At 61.4% G+C, this 21,801-nt stretch carries 16 protein-coding genes; 11 read left to right on the top strand and 5 right to left on the bottom strand.

The features are described 5' to 3' along the window. Positions 1–153: 153 nt before the first annotated feature. From IPM39_04815 to IPM39_04765, 11 genes are all read left to right on the top strand, one after another. Positions 154–1,425 (top strand): NAD(P)/FAD-dependent oxidoreductase, encoded by a 1,272-nt coding sequence (locus IPM39_04815; protein MBK8985392.1) that lies wholly within the window; start codon positions 154–156, stop codon positions 1,423–1,425. Positions 1,426–1,606: 181 nt separating this feature from the next. Next, positions 1,607–2,317, top strand: a complete 711-nt coding sequence (locus IPM39_04810; GenBank protein ID MBK8985391.1) for a hypothetical protein — start codon at positions 1,607–1,609, stop codon at positions 2,315–2,317. A gap of 113 nt (positions 2,318–2,430) precedes the next feature. Further along, positions 2,431–2,811: a DUF2089 domain-containing protein gene (locus tag IPM39_04805; GenBank protein ID MBK8985390.1), complete on the top strand. Its 381-nt coding sequence runs from the start codon at positions 2,431–2,433 to the stop codon at positions 2,809–2,811. Positions 2,812–2,918: 107 nt separating this feature from the next. Continuing rightward, positions 2,919–3,353, top strand: coding sequence for a hypothetical protein (locus IPM39_04800; protein MBK8985389.1), 435 nt, complete (start codon positions 2,919–2,921; stop codon positions 3,351–3,353). Between the two features lie 63 nt (positions 3,354–3,416). Then, positions 3,417–4,742, top strand: coding sequence for a hypothetical protein (locus IPM39_04795; protein ID MBK8985388.1), 1,326 nt, complete (start codon positions 3,417–3,419; stop codon positions 4,740–4,742). 104 nt (positions 4,743–4,846) lie between these two features. Beyond that, the gene (locus tag IPM39_04790) at positions 4,847–5,830 is read left to right on the top strand and encodes a GNAT family N-acetyltransferase (GenBank protein ID MBK8985387.1); all 984 of its coding nucleotides are present in this window, start codon (positions 4,847–4,849) and stop codon (positions 5,828–5,830) included. Positions 5,831–5,865: 35 nt separating this feature from the next. Beyond that, positions 5,866–6,243, top strand: a complete 378-nt coding sequence (locus tag IPM39_04785; GenBank protein ID MBK8985386.1) for a hypothetical protein — start codon at positions 5,866–5,868, stop codon at positions 6,241–6,243. An 87-nt stretch (positions 6,244–6,330) separates the two neighbouring features. Beyond that, the gene (locus tag IPM39_04780) at positions 6,331–6,987 is read left to right on the top strand and encodes a hypothetical protein (protein ID MBK8985385.1); all 657 of its coding nucleotides are present in this window, start codon (positions 6,331–6,333) and stop codon (positions 6,985–6,987) included. Continuing rightward, positions 6,905–7,708 (top strand): hypothetical protein, encoded by an 804-nt coding sequence (locus tag IPM39_04775; protein ID MBK8985384.1) that lies wholly within the window; start codon positions 6,905–6,907, stop codon positions 7,706–7,708. Before IPM39_04780 ends, IPM39_04775 begins: the two co-directional genes overlap by 83 nt. Further along, positions 7,705–10,635 carry an SUMF1/EgtB/PvdO family nonheme iron enzyme gene (locus tag IPM39_04770; protein ID MBK8985383.1) on the top strand — a complete coding sequence of 977 codons (2,931 nt, stop codon included), beginning with the start codon at positions 7,705–7,707 and terminating at the stop codon, positions 10,633–10,635. Before IPM39_04775 ends, IPM39_04770 begins: the two co-directional genes overlap by 4 nt. Further along, positions 10,632–14,822, top strand: a complete 4,191-nt coding sequence (locus IPM39_04765) for an AAA family ATPase (GenBank protein MBK8985382.1) — start codon at positions 10,632–10,634, stop codon at positions 14,820–14,822. Before IPM39_04770 ends, IPM39_04765 begins: the two co-directional genes overlap by 4 nt. Positions 14,823–15,321: 499 nt before the next feature. Here IPM39_04765 and typA read toward each other — a convergent pair whose 3' ends face one another. The 5 genes from typA to IPM39_04740 form a co-directional block, all read right to left on the bottom strand. Next, on the bottom strand, positions 15,322–17,154 hold the full coding sequence (gene typA, locus IPM39_04760) for a translational GTPase TypA (GenBank protein ID MBK8985381.1): 1,833 nt from the start codon (positions 17,152–17,154) through the stop codon (positions 15,322–15,324). Between the two features lie 257 nt (positions 17,155–17,411). Then, entirely contained in the window at positions 17,412–19,046 is a 1,635-nt protein-coding gene (locus IPM39_04755; GenBank protein MBK8985380.1) for a hypothetical protein, read from the bottom strand. After that, entirely contained in the window at positions 19,046–19,972 is a 927-nt protein-coding gene (locus tag IPM39_04750) for a hypothetical protein (GenBank protein ID MBK8985379.1), read from the bottom strand. The genes IPM39_04755 and IPM39_04750 overlap by 1 nt, the downstream gene beginning before the upstream one ends. A gap of 67 nt (positions 19,973–20,039) precedes the next feature. Continuing rightward, the gene (locus tag IPM39_04745; GenBank protein MBK8985378.1) at positions 20,040–20,840 is read right to left on the bottom strand and encodes a hypothetical protein; all 801 of its coding nucleotides are present in this window, start codon (positions 20,838–20,840) and stop codon (positions 20,040–20,042) included. Beyond that, positions 20,837–21,790 carry an ABC transporter ATP-binding protein gene (locus IPM39_04740; GenBank protein MBK8985377.1) on the bottom strand — a complete coding sequence of 318 codons (954 nt, stop codon included), beginning with the start codon at positions 21,788–21,790 and terminating at the stop codon, positions 20,837–20,839. The genes IPM39_04745 and IPM39_04740 overlap by 4 nt, the downstream gene beginning before the upstream one ends. Positions 21,791–21,801 lie beyond the last annotated feature (11 nt).

The following is a 21,801-nucleotide window of genomic DNA, read 5'->3' as shown; positions in this document are numbered from 1 at the left end:
GGAGGGGGATGCTTCGGGGACCTCAGCATGACGCGCTTTCTTGCCAAATTTGTAAAGCACATATCGCCTGGAATGAACCATGCCCGTTTTTTTCATCTGCGAACGGCCGTCGCTTTCAGATACAATCTGGTGGATTGGCAGCACGGAGGATGAATGGTCGAACAAACCGCAGACTTGGTAATCATTGGCGCGGGGGCGGCCGGGTTGATGGCCGGAATTTGGGCCGGCCGCACCGCGCCCGGCCAACGCATCCTTATTTTGGATGGGGCGGGTAAACTGGGAGCCAAAATCCTGGTGTCCGGCGGTGGGCGCTGCAACGTCACCCATGATGAAGTCAGCGCCGATGCTTACGCCGGCTCCTCACGCAACGCCATCAACAAGGTACTGCGCCAGTTCGACGCCGCGCAAACTGTCGCCTTTTTCCGCGAATTGGGCGTAACGCTGAAGCGGGAAGAGACGGGCAAACTGTTCCCCACGACGGACAGCGCCCATACCGTGCTGGCCGCGCTGCTGGCCGGAGCGCGGCAGGCTGGCGTAACGGTGCGCCATCCCTATCGGGTAGAGCGGGTGGAGAAAACGGCCGTCGCCTTCCAACTTTCCGGCGCGTGGGGCACACTGGCAGCCCGGCGGCTCATCCTGGCGACCGGCGGCCAAAGCCTGCCCAAAAGCGGCTCCGATGGGCACGGTTATCGGCTGGCGCAAGCGCTGGGCCACAGCCTGACGCCGCGCCTCTTCCCCGCCCTGGTCCCACTGACTTTGCCCGAAGGACATTTTATCCGCGACCTGAGCGGCGTCACCCTGCCGGCCAGGCTGACATTGTGGAACGGCCGCAGCCACAAACTGGCCGCCTTCACCGATTCCACGCTCTGCACCCACTTTGGCCTGTCCGGGCCGGCCGTGCTGGACATCAGCCGCTATTTTCTGGCCGCGCAGGCGGACGATCCGGCCAGCCAACTCACCATCAACTGGCTGCCGGCCATGCCCCCCGAACAGTTGGAGCGCGACTTGCAAACGCTGACGAAGATGAGCATCGGGCGTTACTTGCGCCAACATCTGCCAGAACGCCTGGGCGTGGCGTTGTGCCAGGTGGTGGGGGTGGATGGGGCCACGCCGGGCCATCAGTTGGCGCGGGTGGGGCGGAAAGGATTGGTAACGGCCGTTACACAGCTGCCCCTGCCCATCAGCGGCCATCGCGGCTACAACGTCGCCGAAGTCACCGCCGGGGGCGTGCCCCTAGCCGAGCTGCACCTGAACAACATGGCGTCGCGCCTCTGCCCTGGCCTGTATCTATGCGGCGAAATTTGCGACGTAGACGGCCGTATCGGTGGCTACAACTTCCAATGGGCCTGGTCCAGCGGTTATCTGGCCGGCAAAGCCGCCGGCGCGGAAGCCGCCCCAGGCGTCGTGCCCGACGCCAACCCCTGACAAACACCGCGAAAAATCGCCGTCCTCAAAGATTTTTCACATTCGCATGGATTTTTCTACGTTTTTTGCATAATTTAATCAATATTATTCTTGACATGATAATATTTTTGATTTATGATGGCAGCATCACACAAATTTATTATGGATTGTGTTAATTTTCTTACAAACGGAACAACATTTTATGAAGCATTACACATTAACCGAAACGTTAGAAAACGAAAAAGGGCAGCTTCACTTGTTGGTGGAAATTGGCGAGGTAACGATTCGGCCGCACGACGGCCGTGACATCATCATTGAGGCCGACCTGCGCCACATGACCATCGCCGTCACCCGGCAAGAGGACGTGGTTTCGCTGCGCGTGGAACAAGAAGAGGGCGAATGGCTGCAAAAAATCGGCCGTTTGTTCAGCGCCGACGGCCACCCCAAAGCCGTCGTCACCATCCATGTGCCCCCCACCTGCGCCATCTATGCCAAAACCATCACCGGCAAAATGGTCATCAGCGACATCGCCGCGCCGGTCACGGCCACCGTCGTCACCGGCAAAAATGAGCTGGCAAACATCGGCGGGCGCATTGACGCCCGTGCCACCACCGGCGAAATCAGCTACAAAGGGCGGTTGGCCGACGACCACCACCGCTTCGAGGCTGTCACCGGCAGCATTCGCCTGAGCCTCACCGGGGAACCGAACGCGCAGTTTGACGGCCGTGTCGTCACCGGCGACGCCCACTGCGATTTCCCCCTCGCCCAACCTAAAACCACCAACGGCTTCACCGGCAAACACCTGAAAGTCACGCTCGTCGACGGCGCAGGCACGCTAAAAGCCCGCGTCATCACCGGCAGCATCCGCGTACAACAAGCGGAAAGCAAAGAAGCTGTTGGCTTGAAGCCGTAAGCCGTATTTCGTGTTCCGTGTTCCGTTAGTATTTACCAGAGGTAGCACCCTACTGATTACGGCTCACGGCCCACGGCTCACGGATTACCGAATACACACATTAGGAGACTTCTATGAACCCTGTTATCGGCCAATGTCCTATCTGCCACGACACCCTTAGCGTCACCCGGCTGCACTGCCGGACCTGCGACACCACCATCGAAGGACATTTTACTCTGGGCCGGTTGTATGAGCTTTCCGCCGAGCAGCTCAATTTTGTGGAGATTTTTATCCGCTGCGAAGGCAAAATCAACCGCGTCGAACAGGAATTGGGTATGTCTTATCCGGCGGTGCGCGCCCGCCTGACAGAAGTTATCGAAGCCATGGGGTATGAGGTGGGCGAACCGGAACGCGCACCCATTTCCCAGGCTACCCGCCGCGAAGTTCTGGCCGAAATCAGCGCCGGAACCATCAGCGCCGATGAAGGGCTGCAAATTTTGCGCGGCGGCGTTTAATGTTCATTTAGCAATCTGTGTCAATTAGGGCAGGTTGGTTCGTTGGTTTGTTTTGCAAACTCAGCTAACTCACCAACCAGCCAACCAACTTCCCAATGGAGGCAATCATGTCTACAACTGATCGTAAAGAGATATTGGATTTATTGGCGGCCGGTAAAATTTCGGCCGCGGAAGCCGCGGAGATTTTGAGCAATCTCGCCACCGCGCCAGAGGCGCCAGAAAAACCATTAAAAGTAGAGATGCTGGACATGGAACCAGAAGCGCCAGAAATGCCGGCCAAACCGCAGCCACCGCAAAAGAATGGGCTGCGCTGGTTTCACGTAAATGTACGCAATCTGGAGACTGGCAAAAATAAGGTAACGGTTAACATTCCTCTGCCGATGGTAAAGTTTGGCCTGAAAGTGGGCCGCCACTTCTCGCCAGATCTGGAAGGGCTGGATTGGGACGACCTGAACGGCATGTTGAAGGAAACCGGGCAGGGCGTCCTGGTGGATGTGATGGACGAAGAGAGCAACGAACACGTTCAGGTTTATATTGATTAGGGACGGTGTTCAGTGTTTATGCGTGGCTTAACAGCTTATAGCTTATAGCTAACAGAGGTAATTATGAGTCAAGAACGAATTGAATTGGGCAAACTGCCCCGGCTGACGGTTGCGTGTCACGGCAATCTGGTGGTGCGTGGGTGGGATGAAACGGCCGTACTCATCAAGTCTGGCGAATATGAAAGCCATGAAGACGACAACGGCCTGTCCATCACCAGCCACGGCGACCTGAAACTAACCGTACCGACCAACACTGCCCTGACTGTCCAGGCCGTGCATGGCGACCTGGTCGTTAAACAGGTTCACAGCGACCTCAGCCTGGAAGAGGTGAACGGCGACGCAGTCCTGGCCGGCGTCAGCCATGTCAAACTGGGCGTCGTCCACGGCGACCTGTCGGCCAAACAAATAGACGGCTCGTTAAGCGCCGAGACGGTCAACGGCGACGCCGTTTGCCGCCAGATTGGCGACGTGGCTCTGGGAACCGTGCATGGCGACTTATCGGTGCGCCATGCCAATGGCAGCCTGAGTCTGCACAGCGGCAGCGGCGATGTGAACGTAGAATATGTTGCTGGGGAGGTTGCCATCCAACAAGCGCTGCGCGACGTGAATGCGCGCAACGTGGGCGGCCGGCTGCATTTGCAGCAGGTGAACGGCGATGTGCGGCTGCGCGGCGGCCTGGGCGAAGGCGAGCATTTCTGCCAGGCCCACGGCGACATTGTGGTGCGCTGGCCGGTGGAAATGCCGGTGAACATCGAAGCAAGCGCGCCCGGCATCAAAAACAGCCTGCCCCTGGAAGGCGTACTCGAAGAAGAAAACAGCCTGTCCGGCAGCATCGGCGCCGGCAAAACCCACCTGAAACTGGTAGCCAACGGCCGTATCCTGCTCAAAGAAGGCCGTCTGGTAAAGGAAGAATGGGAAGCAAGCGACGACGAATTTGCCTTCGATTTCGGCTTCGATTTTGACAACATCGGCCAACGCATCAGCCGCGAAATAGACGCCCAACTGGGCCGCCTGATGGCCGGGCTAGACGCCCAACTCGGCCCAGACTTCGCCGACAAGATGACCGAAAAAATCACCCGGCAAACCGAAAAAGCAGTCGCCAAAGCGGAACGCGCCGCCGAACACGCCCGGCAGCAGGCCGAGCGCCATGCGGAACGCGCCCGGCAGCAGGCCCAACGCCAGGCGGGGCAGCAGCAATGGCAAACCCGCTGGGCGGCGCCACCGCCACCACCTATGCCGCCAAAACCGCCCAAATCGCCCAAACCACCCAAGCCTCAGGCCACGTCCAAGGCCACGCCAGAGGAACAGCTTAAAATCCTCAAAATGGTCGAACAGGGCATCATCTCGCCCGAAGAGGCCAACACATTGCTGGAAGCGATTGAAGGATAGAGCCAGAGCGAAAGCGAGAGCGAGAGGAAGAATTCGGGGAATACTCTCGCTCTCGCTCTCGCTATTTTCCAGGGAGGTTGTTCCGTAAATTTGAGGTAAAATCAATGGCTATGGTCATTACCATACCGGCCCAATCGCGGGTCAGCCGTGGGCCACGACCCATCAACCCGAATAAGGATATTCCTCAAGTTCTGGAACTCCTGCAAATTGCCTTTGGCGATTCTTTGGACGCCGAAGGTCAGCGGGCGCTGCATGGGTATTATGTGCCCTATATGCAGCCGGCCATTTTGTGGCGTTTGAACCCGGCGGCCAGCCGCCTGTCGCATGGGTATGTGTGGGAAGAAGACGGCCGTATCGTTGGCAATATCACCCTGCTCACCACCCAGGAAAACGGCCGTTACCTCATCGTCAACGTCGCCGTCCACCCCGATTATCGCCGCCAGGGTATCGCCCGCGCCCTCATGAACGCCGTCGGCGACCGCGTCCGGCAGCGCGACGGGCAAGAAATCTTGCTGCAAGTAGACCACAACAACCAGCCGGCGCTGGACCTTTACGTGGACCTGGGCTACAGCAATCTGGGGGCCATGACCGCCTGGACGGCCGCAGCCGGTCGGGTCCACGCGCTGGAAAACAACAGCGCCCATGATGTGCGCGAACTGCGCAGCCGTGAGTGGCAGCAAGCCTACCGCCTGGATTGCCTGGCGCTGCCCCCCGACCTGAGCTGGCCGGAGCGCCTGCCTTCAGATGCCTATCGTCTCGGTTTTTGGCGGCGGTTAGCCAATTTTGCCAACGCCCGAACAACCGAAACGTGGACGATAGCTAACAACGAGCAGCAGTTGATCGGCCTGGCCAGCATTTGGAGCGAATGGGGACGCGCCCACCAGCTCATCTTGCGCGTTCATCCGCAGTGGGCCAGGGAACTGGAACGGCCGTTGCTCGGCAAAGCGCTGCGCCGCCTGCCCTACCTGCCCCGCCGCAACGTGCGCATAGACCATCCGGCCAACGACACGCTCACTGGTGAACTGCTGCGTCAGGCCAACTTCAAACCACAGCGCACCCTCATCCACATGCGCCTGGGTTTACGCTAAACGGCCGTTACCCATACACACAAGGAGTCATAACCATGGCCACCACAGAAGAACGGATTCAAATCCTCAAAATGATAGAAGAAGGCAAAATCACCGCCGCCGAAGGCGCTGAACTGCTGCGCGCCCTGGACCGGGACAGCCAAAACCCCAAAGCAGAACCCCTGCGTGGGGCCAGCGCCGCCCGCTGGTTCCGCGTCCGCGTCACCGACATGCAAACCGGCCGCAACAAAGTCAACGTCAACCTGCCCATGGGCCTGGTAAACGTGGGCATCAAAATGGGGGCGCGCTTTGCCCCAGACATGGAAGGCAAAGAATACGACCAGATCATGCAGGCCATCCGCAGCGGCAAGCAGGGCAAAATCATAGACATCACCGACGAAGACGGCGAGCGTGTCGAGATATTTGTGGAGTAGGGCAAACGGCCGTTTGCCATTTTCCCTACCCTCTTAAATTTACAATTTCCCCGCCTGAGCCTATAATCTTGTTATGGGCACAGGCTTATGAGCGACTCAACGCAGTTCAACCAACTACACGCATCCCCGCCTGAAAGCGACGGCATCATCCCCGAAGCCCATCAGGTGAGTCACCGCAAACTGCGGCAAACCCTCGCCTCCCTATTCGACGCCAACGAATTCCGCCTGCTCTGCCACGATTTAGGCGTCAACCACGACGACCTCGGCGGGCCAGACACCGGCCTCTCGGCGCGCATAGACGCCCTCATCCTGCACATCAACCGCCGCCAACGCCTGCGCGTGCTGCTGACGGCAGTGCGCGAAGCGCGGCCGGCCCTCATCTGGGACCAAATCCTGGTAGACCAAAACAACCCCGAACCACTGCCCTCCCTCGTCGCGCCGCGCATTGCCCAGGCCGACGAAGGCACGGCCGATACGCTGCTTGCCAGCCAGGGCTTCGCGGCGCTGCTAAAACTGCTGCGCCACCCCGAAACCCGCGAGGCAATCATCCGCTTCCAGAGCGATTTCCAGGCCGCCTCCGGCCGGATTAACCTGATGAACGACCTGAAACTGGCCCATGACTTGTTTCAGGAATTGGAAAATCGCTACTTCCTCATCGAAAATGATCGCAAACGGCTGCCAGCCGACGACCTGGCCTGGGACGGAGTGGCGATCAACGAGCCAGAACTTAAAAGCCAAAATTGACGATTTGCTGACCCTGGCGCAGCAAGCCGCCTTTGCCGAGGAGTCCGATGTGTGGCCCACACAAGTGTGGGCCACGCAGTTGGCGAAGGTGCGGGAAACAATGCGCACGGCCGTTGAAGAAGCCGACCTCGACCAACTCAGCAGCGCCAGCCGCCTACTCTTTCGCATTATTAACCGCCAACCCTCCCGGCTGAACGCCCAACTAATCATCACCACCAAAGCGCTGCGCCTGCAAAACCTGGCAACGGCCGTTACCACCATCTGCGCCAACATAGACGCCTCCAATCTCGAAGGCTCAGAGCTGGTCAGCCAGATTCGGCAAGACAGCGGCGCACTCGGCAGCATAGACGCCCATCTTCAACGCCTGGCCGCCGAACACGACGCCTGGCAAGCCATAGAAGACGAACTGCGCCGCGTCGAAAGCACCCTGGACAGCGGCCTGGGCGAACTCCACGAAGCCTGGCCAGACCTGCAACCCATGACCGGCCGCCTGCTGGCCGACAAAACCGAAGCGTGGGCCAGCGACCTGCAAACCGTCATGGCCTCTCTCGGTCAGGCCATTGAAGAAGCGGTGATTGTGACGGCGCGGCGGCTCTTTCGCCGCTTTCGCAGCCAGATCGGCCGTCGCTTCCGCCAGGTGGATGTCGAATTATTAAGCCTGTGCCACGACCTGCAAAAGGTCGGCGAATCGCTGGATTTAGTGCTGAGGACAGTCAAATGAGCCATCCAGACCAGACAACAGCGGAAACCACCCCCTTCCTCTCCCTCATGTCGGTGCGCGACACCCACAGCGGGTTGTTGCAGCGCCGCCGCCAGGGGGAAGATGAGGCGTTTTATACGGCCGTCACCCAATTCATGCAGCGCGCCCAAACCAGCGGCATCTATCTGGACAACGACAGCGACCGCTGGGCCGTACAAACCCTGATAGACTACTGGGAAAATCAGCTCTACCATGCCGGACTCAACCCGCCGGCCGAAAGCCTGCTGGCCGAATTTGACCCCACCACCGAGCCGGAACTGCCCGACGAACTCTGCCCCTACGTCGGCCTGGGCGCATTCCAACCGGCCGATGGACCGCGCTTTTTTGGCCGCGAAGACCTGGTGGCCGATATGCTCCACGCCCTGCAAAACCACCGCCTGGTCACCGTTCTGGGGCCATCGGGCAGCGGCAAATCTTCCATTGTATTGGCCGGGCTGCTGCCCCGTCTGGCCCAGGCCAGCCCCGATGGCGGCGCGCCCTGGCGCATTTACCCGGTGCTAAAGCCCGGCTCCACGCCGTTGGCCCATCTGGCCCTACTGCTCAAACCAGATGGCCTGGACCCCGGCGACTGGCTGATTGACACGGTGGAGCAGCTGCGCCAGGATGCCGGGCAGTTGACAAAGCTCATCCAGGCGGCCGGGGAACAAACGGCCGTCCTCGTCATAGACCAGTTCGAGGAAACATTCACCCTGTGCCAGGACGAGGCAGAGCGCCAGGCTTTTCTGGACAACCTGCTGCGCCTGACCCAGAGCAGCGGCCAGCGGCACACCGTCATCCTGACCATGCGCACCGATTACGAAGGCCAACTAAGCAAATACCCGGTGTTGCAAACGGCCGTTGCAGCCTGCCAGATTCGCGTCACCGCCATGAATGCCGGCGAGCTGCGCAGCGCCATCGAAAAACCGGCCGAATCCATCGGCCTGAAATTTGAAGAAGGATTAGTAGACGCCCTCATCCGCGAAATTTTAGGCGAACCGGCCGCCCTGCCCCTGCTGCAATTCGCCCTGCTGCAACTGTGGGAAAACCGCGAGCGCCGCCGCATCACCTGGGAAGCCTACCGGCGCATCGGCGGGGTGATGGCCGCCCTGGATAACACCGCCGAAGCCCTCTACAACAACATGATCCCCGAAGACCAGGTCGCCACCCGCCGCCTGATGCTGCGCCTGGTACAGGTCGGCCAGGGGCTAGAAGTCACCCGCAACCGCGTCCGCCGCCGCGCCCTGTACCAGGCCGGCGAAGCCCACGACCGCATAGACCGGGTGCTGGATAAACTGGTCCAGGCGCAGCTTGTCCACCTTTCGGCCGGAACCAGCGCGGAAGACGACCAGTTGGAAGTCGCCCACGAAGCCCTGGTGCGCAATTGGCCGCGCCTGGTGGATTGGCTCGACGAGGAGCGCATCCACCTGCGCCAGCGCCACCGCCTGACCACCCAGGCCGACGCCTGGACCAACAACAACAAAAACCGCGACCTGCTGCTGCGCGGCCCGGCGCTGGAAGAAGCGCTGCAATTCAGCGATCTTAACCCCCTGGAACAGGCGTTTATCGAAGCCAGCCAGGCAGAAAAACAGCGCATTGAACTGGAAAAAGAGAAGCAGCGGCAGCGCGAGCGCCGTTTTAGCCTGATGTTGGGCATCTTTGCCATTGTCGCCATCATCGGCGTATTGTTCTTGTTTCAGGCCAATCAGACGGCCGGCGCGGCCCAGGCAACGGCCAACGCTGCCCAATTCGAGTCTCTGGCCGCGCAGCTAACCGCCGACGCCCTGGCGCAAAAAGGAACCCGCGAATCTGGTTACGCCAACGCCACCAGCACCGTTGCCAGCGGCACCGCCACCTCCCAGGCCGACACCATCGCCACCAGCCAGGCACAAAACGAAATCCGCATGACCGAAGAGGCCCGCGCCACCAACGAAGCGATTTGGGCCGCGTCCACCGCTCAGGCAGAGGCCATCGCCACCGCGACGGCCGCCGCCGAAGCCACCGCCACCCGCAGCGGCGATACCCAACGCCCCACCGCCACCCCCGGCCGGAGCGAACTCGATACCCTCTATTTGCAAAACGCCCAGCTTGGCGCCCTGTTTCGTGACCGCGACAATATGTTGATGCTTTACATCACCGGCAACACGTTTTTGATGGGTGGGCTGGCCAACGACCCCGACAAGCGCGACAACGAGCTGCCGCTGCATAAAGTGAGCGTGCCGGACTTTTACCTGGACGCCTACGAGGTCAGCGTGCAGCAGTACGCCAGCTTCCTCAATGCCATCGGTGGGTATAAAGGCAAATGTGGCGACGGCCGTCACGACTGCGTAGCCACCGGTTTTGAGACCAGTTTCACCATGCTGCTCAACAACGTCAGCTTCTACGAACCCAAAGCCGGTTTTGCCAGCTACCCCATCAACTGGGTCTCCTGGTATGGGGCCAACGATTACTGCCAATGGGTCAACGCCCGCCTGCCCAGCGAAGCCGAGTGGGAATACGCCGCCCGCAGCGTCAACGGCCGTCTCTTCCCCTGGGGCGATACACAGCCAACCCGTCAGTTGGCCCTGTTTGGCATCAACCCCCGCATTACCGACTATTTCCAGGCCCTGAAGCCCGTCAACGCTTATCCCGATGGCGTCAGCCTGTTTGGCGCCTACAACATGGGCGGCAGCATGTGGGAATGGGTGGCCGACTGGTACACCCCCAACTACCTGGCAGCCCCGGCTGATGGCTCCGCTTTTCTTCAGGACCTCAGCGGCCAAAAAGTGATTCGTGGCGGCGGCTGGACCAGCCCTGCCGGTGATTTGCGGACCGCGCGGCGGGTTGGTTTGCCGCCGGTCGTTAACATTGATGAAAATTCACTGCTCTACTGGAGCGTCGGCTTTCGCTGCGCCCGCGACGTACAACCATGAACCAATTCATTCGATTCGCCAACCTCGTTGAACTACGTGATGCCCACACCCAACTGCTGCACCGGCAGCACGCCCTGCCCGATGGCGACGATTTGTGGCCGGCTGTCGCCCATTTCATCGGCCAGATTCAGGCCAGCGGCGTGTTGTTTGCCGGCCCCGATGAGCGCCAAGAAGCGCAAACGCTGCTGGACTTCTGGCGCGGTGAACTGCGCCGCGCCCATCAGCCTGTGCCAGACGCCGCTCTGTCCGCCTATAACCCCGACCTGACGCCGGACCTGGACGACAGCCTGTGCCCTTACGTAGGGCTGGACGCCTTTCAGTCCAGCCACAGCGGCTACTTTTTTGGCCGCGACCAACTCATTGGGCAAATGTTAGCCAAGCTGGAACACGGCCGTTTCCTGGCAGTTATCGGCCCTTCTGGCAGCGGCAAATCATCGGCGCTGCTGGCCGGGCTGCTGCCCCGGCTGCAAGGCGGCGCGCTGCCCGGCAGCGAAACCTGGCGCTATTACCCACGTCTGGTCCCCGGCGCCAACCCACTGCAAAGCCTGGCCCGCATCCTGCGCGCCGACTTCGCCAGCCACGCCGACTGGGAACAGGCAACCGGCGACGCTTTCCGTAAAAACCCGCACCAACTGGCGCATATCATCAACCGCGCCGCCGCGCCAGACGGCCGTCCCGCCGTCCTGATCATTGACCAGTTTGAAGAAATCTTTACCCTCTGCGCCAGCGAAGAAATCCGCCAAATCTTCATAGACAACCTGCTCAACCTCATCGCCGACACAGCCGCCCGCCACAGCCTCATCATCACCATGCGCGCCGACTTTGAGAGCCAACTCATGCGCATCACCGCTTTCCAACGGCCGTATGAACAGGCCCAGGTGCGCGTCACCCCCATGAACGCCGCGCAGCTGCACGAAACCATCAAAAAGCCGGCCGACAAAGTGGGCCTGCAGTTCGCCGATGGTCTGGTGACAGAGCTGATCCGCGACGTTTTGGGCGAACCGGCGGCCTTGCCCCTGCTGCAATTTACCCTGCGCCAATTATGGGAAATGCGCGAAGGCAACTGCGTGACATGGGCCGCTTACCACCAGTTGGGCAGTGGACGGCAGGCCATCGCCAACACAGCCGACGCCTTTTACAACCACCTCACGGCAAACGAACGGGAAACAGCACGGCACATTTTGCTAACGGCCGTGCGCCCCGGTCCCGGTCTGGAAGTCACCCGGCAGCGCGTGCGCCGCGCCACCCTCAGCCAGATCAACCAGCCGCCAGAGCAAATTGACCGGGTATTGCACGCCCTGATCAACGCCCGGCTGATGACCCTGCTGCCCGGCGAAAACCGCGACGACGACCAGCTAGACCTGGCCCACGAAACCCTCATCCGCAGTTGGCCGCGCCTGATTGGCTGGGTGGAGGAAGAGCGAGTCGGTCAGCGCCGCCGCCTGCGCCTGGGCGAAGCAGCCGAACAGTGGCAGCAGCTCGACCAGGACCCCAGCGCCCTGTGGCGCGGCCTGCTGCTGCAAGAAGCCGATGGCTACACCGACAAAAACAGCCTGGAAGAAGCCTTCGTCGCCGCCAGCCTGGCCGCCGAACAAAAAGCGCAAGAAGAAAAAGCGGCGGCCTACATCCAACAGATCGAACAGGCCCGCGCCCTGGCCAAAGCAGAACGCCTGCGCGCCGAAGAGCAGCAAAAACGGGCCGAAGACCAGGAAGCCTTCGCCGCCGAGAGCGGCGCTTATGCCCGGCGCTTGCAGCGCATCACCGGGCTGCTGGCTGTCGTCGCCATCATTGCCATGCTGGCCGGCGGCTGGGCGGCGCTGAATGAGCAGCGCGCCCAGACCAACGCGGCCATCGCCGCCCAAAACGCCGCCCTGGCGGCCACCAGCGAAGCCGTGGCCGTGGCCAACGAGGCACAGGCGATAGCCAATGCCGCCCTGGCCGCCACCCGCGAAGGCGAGGCCATCATCAGCGCCAATGCCGCGGCCACCAGCGAGAGCCTGGCGGTGAACAGCGCCAACGCCGCGGCCACCAGTGAAGCCATTGCTCTGGACAGCGCCGCCCTGGCGGCCACCCGTGAAGCGGAAGCGCAGGCCAACGCCCAGGAAGCGGAGCATCAATTCCGCCTGGCGACATCGCGGGAATTGGCCCGCGCCAGTGTGGACAACCTGGCGAACCGGCCGCGGCTGGCGCTGGCGCTGGCCCTGGAAGCGGTCAACATTACTTTTGCTCAGGACCAGACAGCTTCGGCCGAGGCGGAGGACGCGCTGTACCGCGCCCTGCAAGCGTCGCAGCTGCAGATGACCCTGACCGGGCATGACGGGCCGATCACGGCCGTTGCTTTTAGCCCAGACGGCCGTTTCGTGGTCACCGGCAGCAGCGATACCAGCGCCCGGCTGTGGGACGCGGCCAGCGGTCAGCCTCTTTTCACGCTGCAAGACCACCAGCGGGCGGTGAACGATGTGGCCTTTAGCCCGGACGGTTCGCGGTTGGTATCGGCGGGGGAAGACGGCCGTATCGTCGTCTGGAATGTGGCAACCGGGGCGCGTGTCCTCAGCCGCAGCGGCGACAATGGGGCGATTCGGGCCATCGCCTTCAGCCCGGACGGCGCCCAACTGGCGGCGGCCAACGACGACGCCACCCTGCGCATTTGGGACACCGCCAGTTACAGCTTCCGCTACCTTTCCTTCGGCCACAACGACGCCCTGACCGACGTGGCTTACAGCAGCGACGGCCGTTTGCTGGCTACCTCCGGGCGCGACGGCCGGATCATTTTTTGGAACCCGGCCAACGGGTTGTCGGTCAGCGCCATCGAACCGGCCACTTTTCAGGACGCGCCGCTGGTCATCCAGGCCATCGCTTTTAGCCCAGACGGACGGCAGTTGGGCACGGCCAACGGCAACGGCACGGCGCGCATTTGGGATATAGAGGCCAATCGCTGGCTGGACACCTTTGCCGGGCACGCCAGCCCGGTCAACGCCATCGCCTACCACCCCGACGGCCAGGCGCTGATCACCGCCAGCGCCGATGGCACAGCCAAACTATGGCGCATAGACAGCGGGCAGGTGATTGATTCGCTGCCGGGCGGCGCGGGCAGCCTGCAGACGGCCGCCTACAGCCCCGATGGGACGCAGATAGCCACAGCCGGGCAGGATGGCGCGGCGCGTATCTGGAACGCCGAACCGGAATTTGAACTGCTGCTGCTAACCGACCACAGCGGCGCGGTGCGGCGCGTCAGCTTTAGCCCGGATGGGTCGCTGGCGGCCACCGGCGGCAATGACCGGACGGCGCGCGTTTGGGACGCGGCCACCGGCGCCAGCCGGCACACCTTTAGCGACCACAACCAGGTGGTCAACGACGTGGCTCTAAACGGCGACAATACCTGGCTGGCGTCCGCCAGTGATGATTTTAACGCCCGGCTGTGGGACCTGACGACCGGCGCGGTGCGGCTGCCGCTGTTGGTGCATGGCGGCCCGGTGAACAGTGTGATGTTTAGCTCAAACGGCCGTCTGCTGCTGACGGCCAGCGATGATGGGTTTGCCCGCCTGTGGGACCTGGGCGCTGATTACGCCGGGTCCACCGTGCAGCAGCGCTTCGACAACCAGGGGCAGGCGGTGAATCGGGCTGTCTTCAGCGCCGATGGGGCGCGCATCGCCACGGCCGGCGGCGGTGGGTTGGCGCGGGTCTGGTCGGCTGAAGGGGATCTGCTGCTGACGCTGGCCGGGCATACGGGCGCGGTGAATGATGTGGCCTTTAGCGGCGACGGCCGTTTCCTGGCATCGGCCGGCGACGACAACACGGCGCGGCTGTGGGACCTGCAAACGGGTGAACTGGTGCGTATCTTTTCCGGCCATGCCGGGCCGGTGTTGGGTGTGTCGTTTAGCCCCGACGGGCGGCACATCGCCACTGCCAGCGCCGACCGCGCGACCAAAATCTGGCTGGTGGAGGCGGGGCAGGCGGTGCGCACGCTGGTGGGGCACACCTCCACGGTGCTAAGCGTGGCCTACAGCCCGGACGGCGGCCGGCTGGCAACAGCCAGCGCCGACAGCACCGCCATCATTCAGGCGATGGATGACCTGACGACGCTGTTTGATCTGGGTCTGGCGCGGGCGACGCGGGAGCTGACGCCGGCGGAGTGCCAGCAGTATTTACGGGGACGGCCGTGTTTGGTGGTGGGGGATGGGGAGTGATGGAGAAAGCAAAAACGGCCGTTTCTCTTTTCAGAAAAACGGCCGTTTTCGCGTTGGGAGGGTGAGGAGAAGAAAGGGGAAGCCGAAGGGGGGCCAGCGCCTCGCGGCGTTGGCTGTGTTGGGGGGGAAGAGGATGTTTGGAGCAAATCGGGTCGTATGTTTGCATGAGTATATTAGCACAGACGTTCTAATGCGTCAAGGTGAATATGCCATTTTGCGGCCCGTTCTGCGGCCCATTTTACCCACCTGCCCACCCGGCGTTCAAGCCGCCAGACAAAAAAACGCCCCGTAAACGGAGCTATAGATTATTAGAAAAACATTTTGGCTGGTAGGGGCGACCCTCGTGGTCGCCCTCTGGCGAATGGGCGGGCACAAGGCCCAGCCCTACCCAAAATCATCATCTGAATGTCTATAAAAGCCGGGTTTACCCGGCGCCCTCTTCTGCCGGGGTGTTCACGCCCCGGCAGACAACAGCCCGGTTGTCCAGGCCCATCGCCGCTCAGACGGCCATCTTGGCCCGCTTCACCATGCGGGCGCGCATATCGTGGCGCAGGTCGCGCTTGCGCAGGCGCAGCGACTGCGGCGTCACTTCCAGCAAGTCATCGTCGCCCAGGTATTCGATGGCGTCGTCCAGCGACAAGATGCGCGGCGGCGTCAGCCCTTCGGTGATGCCGGTGGGCGTGGCGCGGTGATTGGTGAGGTGCTTGGTCTTGCAGACATTGATCACCAGCTCATCCTCGCGGATGTGTTCACCCACAATTTGCCCGGCGTACACCTCGTCGCCCGGGATAACGAAAAAGGCGCCGCGCTGCTGCAAATTGGTCAGGGCGTAGGCGGTGACTGTGCCAGATTCCAGGGCCACCAGCGACCCCAACGGCTGGGTATTCAGGTCGCCGCGATACGCCTCGTAGGCGTGGAAGAGGGTGTGGAAGATGCCTGTGCCTCGTGTGGCGGTGAGAAACGGCTGGCGGAAGCCCAGCGTGCCGCGTGTGGGAACCAGATATTCGGCGTAAACCGTGCCATCGTCGCCATAACGAATGGCGATGACCTGCCCTTTACGCCGCCCCAACATTTCGCTGACCGCGCCGTAATAGTCGCTGTGGACTTCCAGGAAGATGTGTTCGATGGGTTCCAGCAGGCCGTCGGGGCCATCTTTAAAGATAACTTCCGGCCGGCTGACGGCAAATTCATAGCCTTCGCGGCGCATCGTCTCGATGAAAATCGCCAGATGCAGCTCGCCGCGCCCGGAAACAACAAATTCATTGGACTTGTCGGTTTCCTGCACGCGCAGGGCGACGTTGCTCTCCAGTTCCAGGTCGAGGCGTTCGCGGATCTGGCGGGTGGTGACATAGCGCCCTTCGCGGCCGGCAAAGGGGCTGTCGTTGATGCGGAAGGTCATGCGCACTGTGGGTTCTTCCACGGTGATGGGGGGCAGCGGCCGTGGGTCGTCAAAATCGGCAATCGTATCGCCAATGCCCACGTCCGGGATGCCGGCCACCGCCACAATATGGCCGGCGTGAACCACATCGTGGGGCACACGCTGCAAGTCGCGGAACAGATAAACATTGGTCACTTTGCCCTGGCGCAGTTCCCCTTCGGCGGTGATGTGGGCCACCGTTTGGCCGGCGCGAATGGTCCCACTGGTCAGCCGACCGATGGCAATTTTGCCGACGTAGGTGCTGTATTCCAGCGTCGTCACCAGCAGTTGGGTTGGCCCGTCTTCATCTACCATGGGGGGCGGCAGGCGGTCAATAATGGTCTGGAACAAAGGCGACAGGTCATCGGCCATGTCGGTAGGGGAATAGCCGGCCCGCCCTTCCAACGCTTTGGTGTAAACAACGGGGAAGTCGGCCTGGTCTTCACTGGCTTCCAGGTCTATGAACAAATCGAAGGTGGCGTTGACGGCATATTCGGGCCGCGACATGGGCCGGTCTATTTTGTTGACCACCAGGATAACCTGGAGGCCGCGCTGCAATGCCTGGCGCAAGACGAAGCGGGTCTGGGGCATGGGGCCTTCTACCGCGTCCACCAACAGCAGCACGCCATCTACCATATTCACCACCCGCTCCACCTCGCCGCCAAAGTCGGCGTGGCCGGGGGTGTCTACCAGGTTGATGGTCATGCCGTTGTAGACGATGCCGGTGTTTTTTGCCAGGATGGTGATGCCGCGTTCGCGCTCCAGGTCATTGGAGTCGAGGATACGCTCGGTGACTTGTTGGTTTTGGCGGAAGACGTTGGCCTGACGCAACATGCCATCCACCAGCGTGGTTTTGCCGTGGTCTACGTGGGCGATGATGGCGATATTACGAATGTCGTTTTTGGGTTGTAACATGACTCTTACCTTATCATACGGCCGTCGGCTGCCAGACATGAACGTCCGGGCAATGAAACAACGCCGGGTAAACCCGGTTTCCCAGTTGAACCGATTTATTTTGACGGCCGTGTGTATTGAAAATTGACGCAAAAATGCCCGACCAACACTGTGATCGGGCGATTGGAAACTATTGTATGGTAAGGAGGAGAATTAAGCAATGAAACGGCCGTCCTGTTTACCTCCCCCTCAGCCAAAGCTGCGCCGCAGCCCGCCGGCTACGGCTCCAACGAAGAAAAATAGTCGCGGATGTAGCCCTTCATGCCCAAGGGGATGTAGTCACCGGCCAGGGCTTCCGAAGCGGCGTTGCGATAATCGCCAAAGACCTGGGAATAAGGCACAGAACTGCCCTGGGCGCGAAATTCGGTGGCGCTTTCGCTGAGCAGCGCGCCGCAGTTGGCCGGGTTGGCCCGGCAGGCGGCCAGTAGTTCTACATCAATGCCCGGCTGGTCGCTGAGGCCGCGAAATTCCGGCACAAAGATATTTTCGGCATGGCCGCCGCCCGGCCCAGGGCCACCGCTGCCGGTTCCCTGCTCGCTGCTCGCGCCCAGGCCCTGACCATCACCCTGACCATCACCCTGGCCTTGTCCCTGGCCCTGGCCCTGGCCTTGTCCTTGTCCAGTTCCCTGGTTCTGCCCGGTCTGACCGGTCTGGCCGCCTTCGGCCGTTGGCTGCCCCTGCCCCTGACCGGTTTGCCCGGCCTGGGCCACTTCTTGCCGCCCCTGGGCCAACTGCCCGGCGGCGGCCTGGGCCTGCTGCGCGGCGGCGTTTTCTTGCGCTCGCTGTTGCAGCGTTCCGGCCGCCTGGCGCAGCGCATCCTGGGCCGCGGCAGTGTCGCCATTTTGCAAAGATTGGGCAGCTTCGGCCAACTGCTGCGCCAGTTGGTCGTCTATGCCTTGCAGGGCAGCGGCCGTTTGCGCCAGGTCGGCGGCCAGCGCCTGCTGCTCCGCCTGGCTGAGGGCGGGCAGGCTGTCGGCCAGTTGAGCGGCGGCGGCGGCGGCGCTGAATAAATCGCCCGCTTGCAGGCTTTGGCCCAACTGCTGCCCGGTGCTGTTTTCGGCCAGGGGCTGGCCCGCTTCTTGCAAGCGCTGGCGCAGGGCGCTGGTGTCGTTGTCGGCGGCCAGTTGGCGCAGATCGGCTTCGGCTTCAGAGAGGGTGGCGATGGTCTGTTCCTGGGAGGCATTGCCGGCGTTCAGGGCTTCCAGGGCGTTTTCGATGGGTTGGAGCAGTTCAGCCTGCTGTTCGTCGCTGAGGGCTTCGTTTTGCCGGATGTCGGCTTGCAGCGCTTCCAGCGCGGTAATCTGGTCGGCGATGCTTTGCTGGATGGCCCGCCCCTTTTTGAGCGGGGTTTCCTGGGGATTGGGCAGCAGGATAAACAAAAGGAGCAGTGTGGCGTAAATGAGCAGAAAGAACCAATCGCGCCGGTTGATTTGCAGCGGCAGCTGGCGGGCGGCGTCTACGCGGGCAACGGCCGTTACCGTGTCTTCCAACTGCTGGCGGGCGATGTCCGGCGGGACGGTTAACGCGCCGTGATGGATTTCGACGGCCGTTACCGCCCGCTCCTTCAACCCAAACTGCCGGTCGGCAAACCGCGCCTGCTGCGGCAAAGAAACCCGGCGGCCAAACACGATCAACAGGCCAACCAGCAAACCGGCCAACCCCAACCCGGCGGCCGCATAAGCCAGTTGTTGGTTGTCCAGCAGCGGCCGTAACCGGGCCACCACCGCCAGCAACAACGCCAGCAGCAGCCCGACCAGCAGCCCTTGTGGCAGCCACAACAGCCCATCACGTAGCCGCCGACGGCCGTGCCAACGGCGCAGTTGTGTTACCAGGTCTTGAAAAGAAGCGTTCATCACTTATCCGCAATTTGCCGCACACGGCGCACACTTAACCAGTATAAAAGCACAGCCAGCAAGCTGTAAAGCAGCAAAAAGATAGGCCAGGGGGACGGGAACCACAGTTTAGGGCTGCCCGACACCGTCGTCTGGAAAAAGAAAATGGCATCTTCTTCCAACAGCATCACCTCGCTCACCAGCAGCGTTGCCGGTAAATTCGTCGCCGCCAACAGCAGTCCCAGATACAACAAGGCCACTTCGCCCGCCCAACTCAGAGACATGCCGCTCATAATGGGGCTGGCAAACAAGGTGAACAAGAAGACCAGAAAGGGAATACCGGCAATCATAAACAGCGCCCCGGCAAAGGTGGCCACGCTGGCCGCCTGGGTGCTGCGCAGGGCGCTGGAGCAATACAGCCCCCACAAGGCAAAGGTGATGGCCGCCATCAGAATGATAACCTGCGATACAACAAGTTCCACCAGCGCCACGCCGCCCAACAAAAAGGCAATGCTTTGCAGCGGGATGGAGGCGATGATGAGCAAAAAAACATAGCTGAGGGCTGAAATGAGTTTGCCCAATACCAGCGTATTGGCCGAAAGCAGCGTCGTGCGCAGCAGATCATAGGTCTGCCGCTCTTTTTCGCCGCTGATGGCCCCCACAGTGAACGATGGCCCGACAAAAATGACCAAAAAGACCTGGACGGTTAGTACCCCGGCAAAAACCGCCTTGCCCGCCTGTCGGGAATCGGGGCCATAGGGTCCGTTGGCGGCCGAAGCATAGGCGGCATAGATGAGGGTGATGAAGGCGCTCATCGCCAACAGATAGGCCGTCAGCACGACAAAGCCGCGCCGGCCACGCATCCGGCTGCGCAGCTCCTTCATCGTCACCGGATTTCGCCACACAGATTGCCGCCAATTTTTAGGTTGTTGCGTTGGTTCGCTCATAGGTTGTTGCCGGTAGTTGGCGGCGGGGCGGCTGGCGGGTGATACCCGCGCCGCCACTCACTGCTCGCTACGCATAATTTAGTTTTTTCGCTTGTTGGGTCAGCCCGATGGCTACGGCCGTTACCAGCAGCCCATTCACCACCAACGGCCCAACGGTGGGCAAGAGCATGACGGCCGTTTCGCCCGCTTCTGTATAAAACAAAATTGCCAGCCAGAGGGCGCTGTTGTTAAACAGTTTCAGCAGCACAACGGCCGTATACGCCGCCACCAACGCCATCATCGCCGACTCAACGACAGTAGACATATACAGCCCTATCACCGCCGCCAAGATCACTTCCAGCCACGGCCGCAGCGTCGTCGCCAGGCCCAACAGCCAGCCCCAGGCTGCCTGCGAGCCGCCAAACAGGCTGATAGACAGCGCCAGTATGCCCCCTTGCAGCAAGCTGAGGGCAAACAAGGCGGGCCAGATGCGCAGCCGCGACAACGCGCCGGACAGTTTGGCCCACAAAATCACCGACATCGGCATCGGCGTCAGGCGCAAAATGTCCCAGGTTCCCTGCGCCCGCTCCTGGCTGATGGTGGGGGCTGTCAGCGCCGGGGCCATAAATTGACCGTAGAGGGAAACGGCCGTTAACAAAAAACCGGGCAAACACAAAAAGCAGGCCGCCGCCAACAAGCCATCGTCCCCAGAAAGCAGCGCGGGGTTCAAAGCCCCGGCGCAAAAACCAAATAGTATGGCGCCAATGATCATAAACGGCGAATAGCGGGTCAGTTGGGCGTAAAAGGGATTGGGATTGCCCCAACCGCCCCGCTCCCGCAAATACACAGGATTGCTCCGCAGCGCCTGCCACTGCCGCCACCACTTCAATTGATAATCCCCTGCGTCACATGCAGGAAAACATCTTCCAGATCACCTGTTTCTTCGTGGAAGCCCAACAAAGGAATGCCCCGCGCTATCACGTCGGTCAGCAAGCGGCTTAGAGCCGCATCGTCGCCGGCAAAATCTACGCGGATGGTGTCCGGTGGCAGATCCGCCTCGTTGTGGGTGGTGATGTTGTGGATGTCGGCGCGGCCCAGCAGCAAGGCTTGCAGCGGTCCCGTCTCGCCCATCACCCGCATCTGGACGAGACGGTGGGCGCGAAGCTGCCGTTTCATCTCGGCCATGTCGCCGTGGGCGATCAGCCGCCCGGCCTCGATAATGCCAATGCTGGTGCAAATATCGGCCACTTCCGACAAAATGTGCGAGGAGAAGAAGATGGTTTTGCCCATGTTTTTCAGCTCGCGCAGCAGTTCGCGCATCTCAATGCGGGCGCGCGGGTCCAGGCCGCTGGCCGGTTCGTCCAGGATGAGGATTTGCGGATCGTGGGCCAGGGTGCGGGCCAGGCAAAGGCGCTGCTTCATGCCCCGGCTCAGGCTTTCCACATAGGCTTCTTTTTTGTGACCCAGGTCCACCAGGGCGAGCAAATCGTCAATCATCCCGGCGCGGGTGGCCGGAGGAATGTCGTAACAAGCGCCAAAAAAATCCAGGTATTCCCACACCTTCATATCGTCGTAGACGCCAAAAAAGTCGGGCATGTAGCCAATCACGCGGCGCACGCTGCGCGGGTCGTCGGTGACAGAGTGCCCGGCGATCCATGCTTTGCCGCTGGTGGGCTTAAGCAGCGTGGTGAGGATGCGCATGGTGGTGGTTTTGCCCGCGCCGTTGGGACCGATAAAGCCGAACACGTCGCCTTCTTCCAGCTTTAAGTTCAGGTCGTTTAGCGCCGTCAGTTCGCCGTATTGTCTGGTTAAACCCTGGATTTCGATGATTGTTGACATAGTTTGATTTG

Origin of the sequence: Candidatus Leptovillus gracilis, from assembly GCA_016716065.1 — a bacterium.
Classification (GTDB): domain Bacteria; phylum Chloroflexota; class Anaerolineae; order Promineifilales; family Promineifilaceae; genus Leptovillus; species Leptovillus gracilis.
The sequence above is the reverse complement of the archived record's forward strand: the minus strand, read 5'-3'. Positions and strand labels throughout refer to the sequence as shown.

Coding starts and splice junctions, on each gene's coding strand:
- IPM39_04765 (MBK8985382.1), top strand. CDS start 10,632: ATGAACCAATTCATTCGATTCGCCAACCTCGTTGAACTACGTGATGCC.
- IPM39_04780 (MBK8985385.1), top strand. CDS start 6,331: ATGAGCGACTCAACGCAGTTCAACCAACTACACGCATCCCCGCCTGAA.
- IPM39_04785 (MBK8985386.1), top strand. CDS start 5,866: ATGGCCACCACAGAAGAACGGATTCAAATCCTCAAAATGATAGAAGAA.
- typA (MBK8985381.1), bottom strand. CDS start 17,154: ATGTTACAACCCAAAAACGACATTCGTAATATCGCCATCATCGCCCAC.
- IPM39_04755 (MBK8985380.1), bottom strand. CDS start 19,046: ATGAACGCTTCTTTTCAAGACCTGGTAACACAACTGCGCCGTTGGCAC.
- IPM39_04810 (MBK8985391.1), top strand. CDS start 1,607: ATGAAGCATTACACATTAACCGAAACGTTAGAAAACGAAAAAGGGCAG.
- IPM39_04815 (MBK8985392.1), top strand. CDS start 154: ATGGTCGAACAAACCGCAGACTTGGTAATCATTGGCGCGGGGGCGGCC.
- IPM39_04790 (MBK8985387.1), top strand. CDS start 4,847: ATGGCTATGGTCATTACCATACCGGCCCAATCGCGGGTCAGCCGTGGG.
- IPM39_04800 (MBK8985389.1), top strand. CDS start 2,919: ATGTCTACAACTGATCGTAAAGAGATATTGGATTTATTGGCGGCCGGT.
- IPM39_04775 (MBK8985384.1), top strand. CDS start 6,905: ATGATCGCAAACGGCTGCCAGCCGACGACCTGGCCTGGGACGGAGTGG.
- IPM39_04750 (MBK8985379.1), bottom strand. CDS start 19,972: ATGAGCGAACCAACGCAACAACCTAAAAATTGGCGGCAATCTGTGTGG.
- IPM39_04805 (MBK8985390.1), top strand. CDS start 2,431: ATGAACCCTGTTATCGGCCAATGTCCTATCTGCCACGACACCCTTAGC.
- IPM39_04740 (MBK8985377.1), bottom strand. CDS start 21,790: ATGTCAACAATCATCGAAATCCAGGGTTTAACCAGACAATACGGCGAA.
- IPM39_04770 (MBK8985383.1), top strand. CDS start 7,705: ATGAGCCATCCAGACCAGACAACAGCGGAAACCACCCCCTTCCTCTCC.
- IPM39_04795 (MBK8985388.1), top strand. CDS start 3,417: ATGAGTCAAGAACGAATTGAATTGGGCAAACTGCCCCGGCTGACGGTT.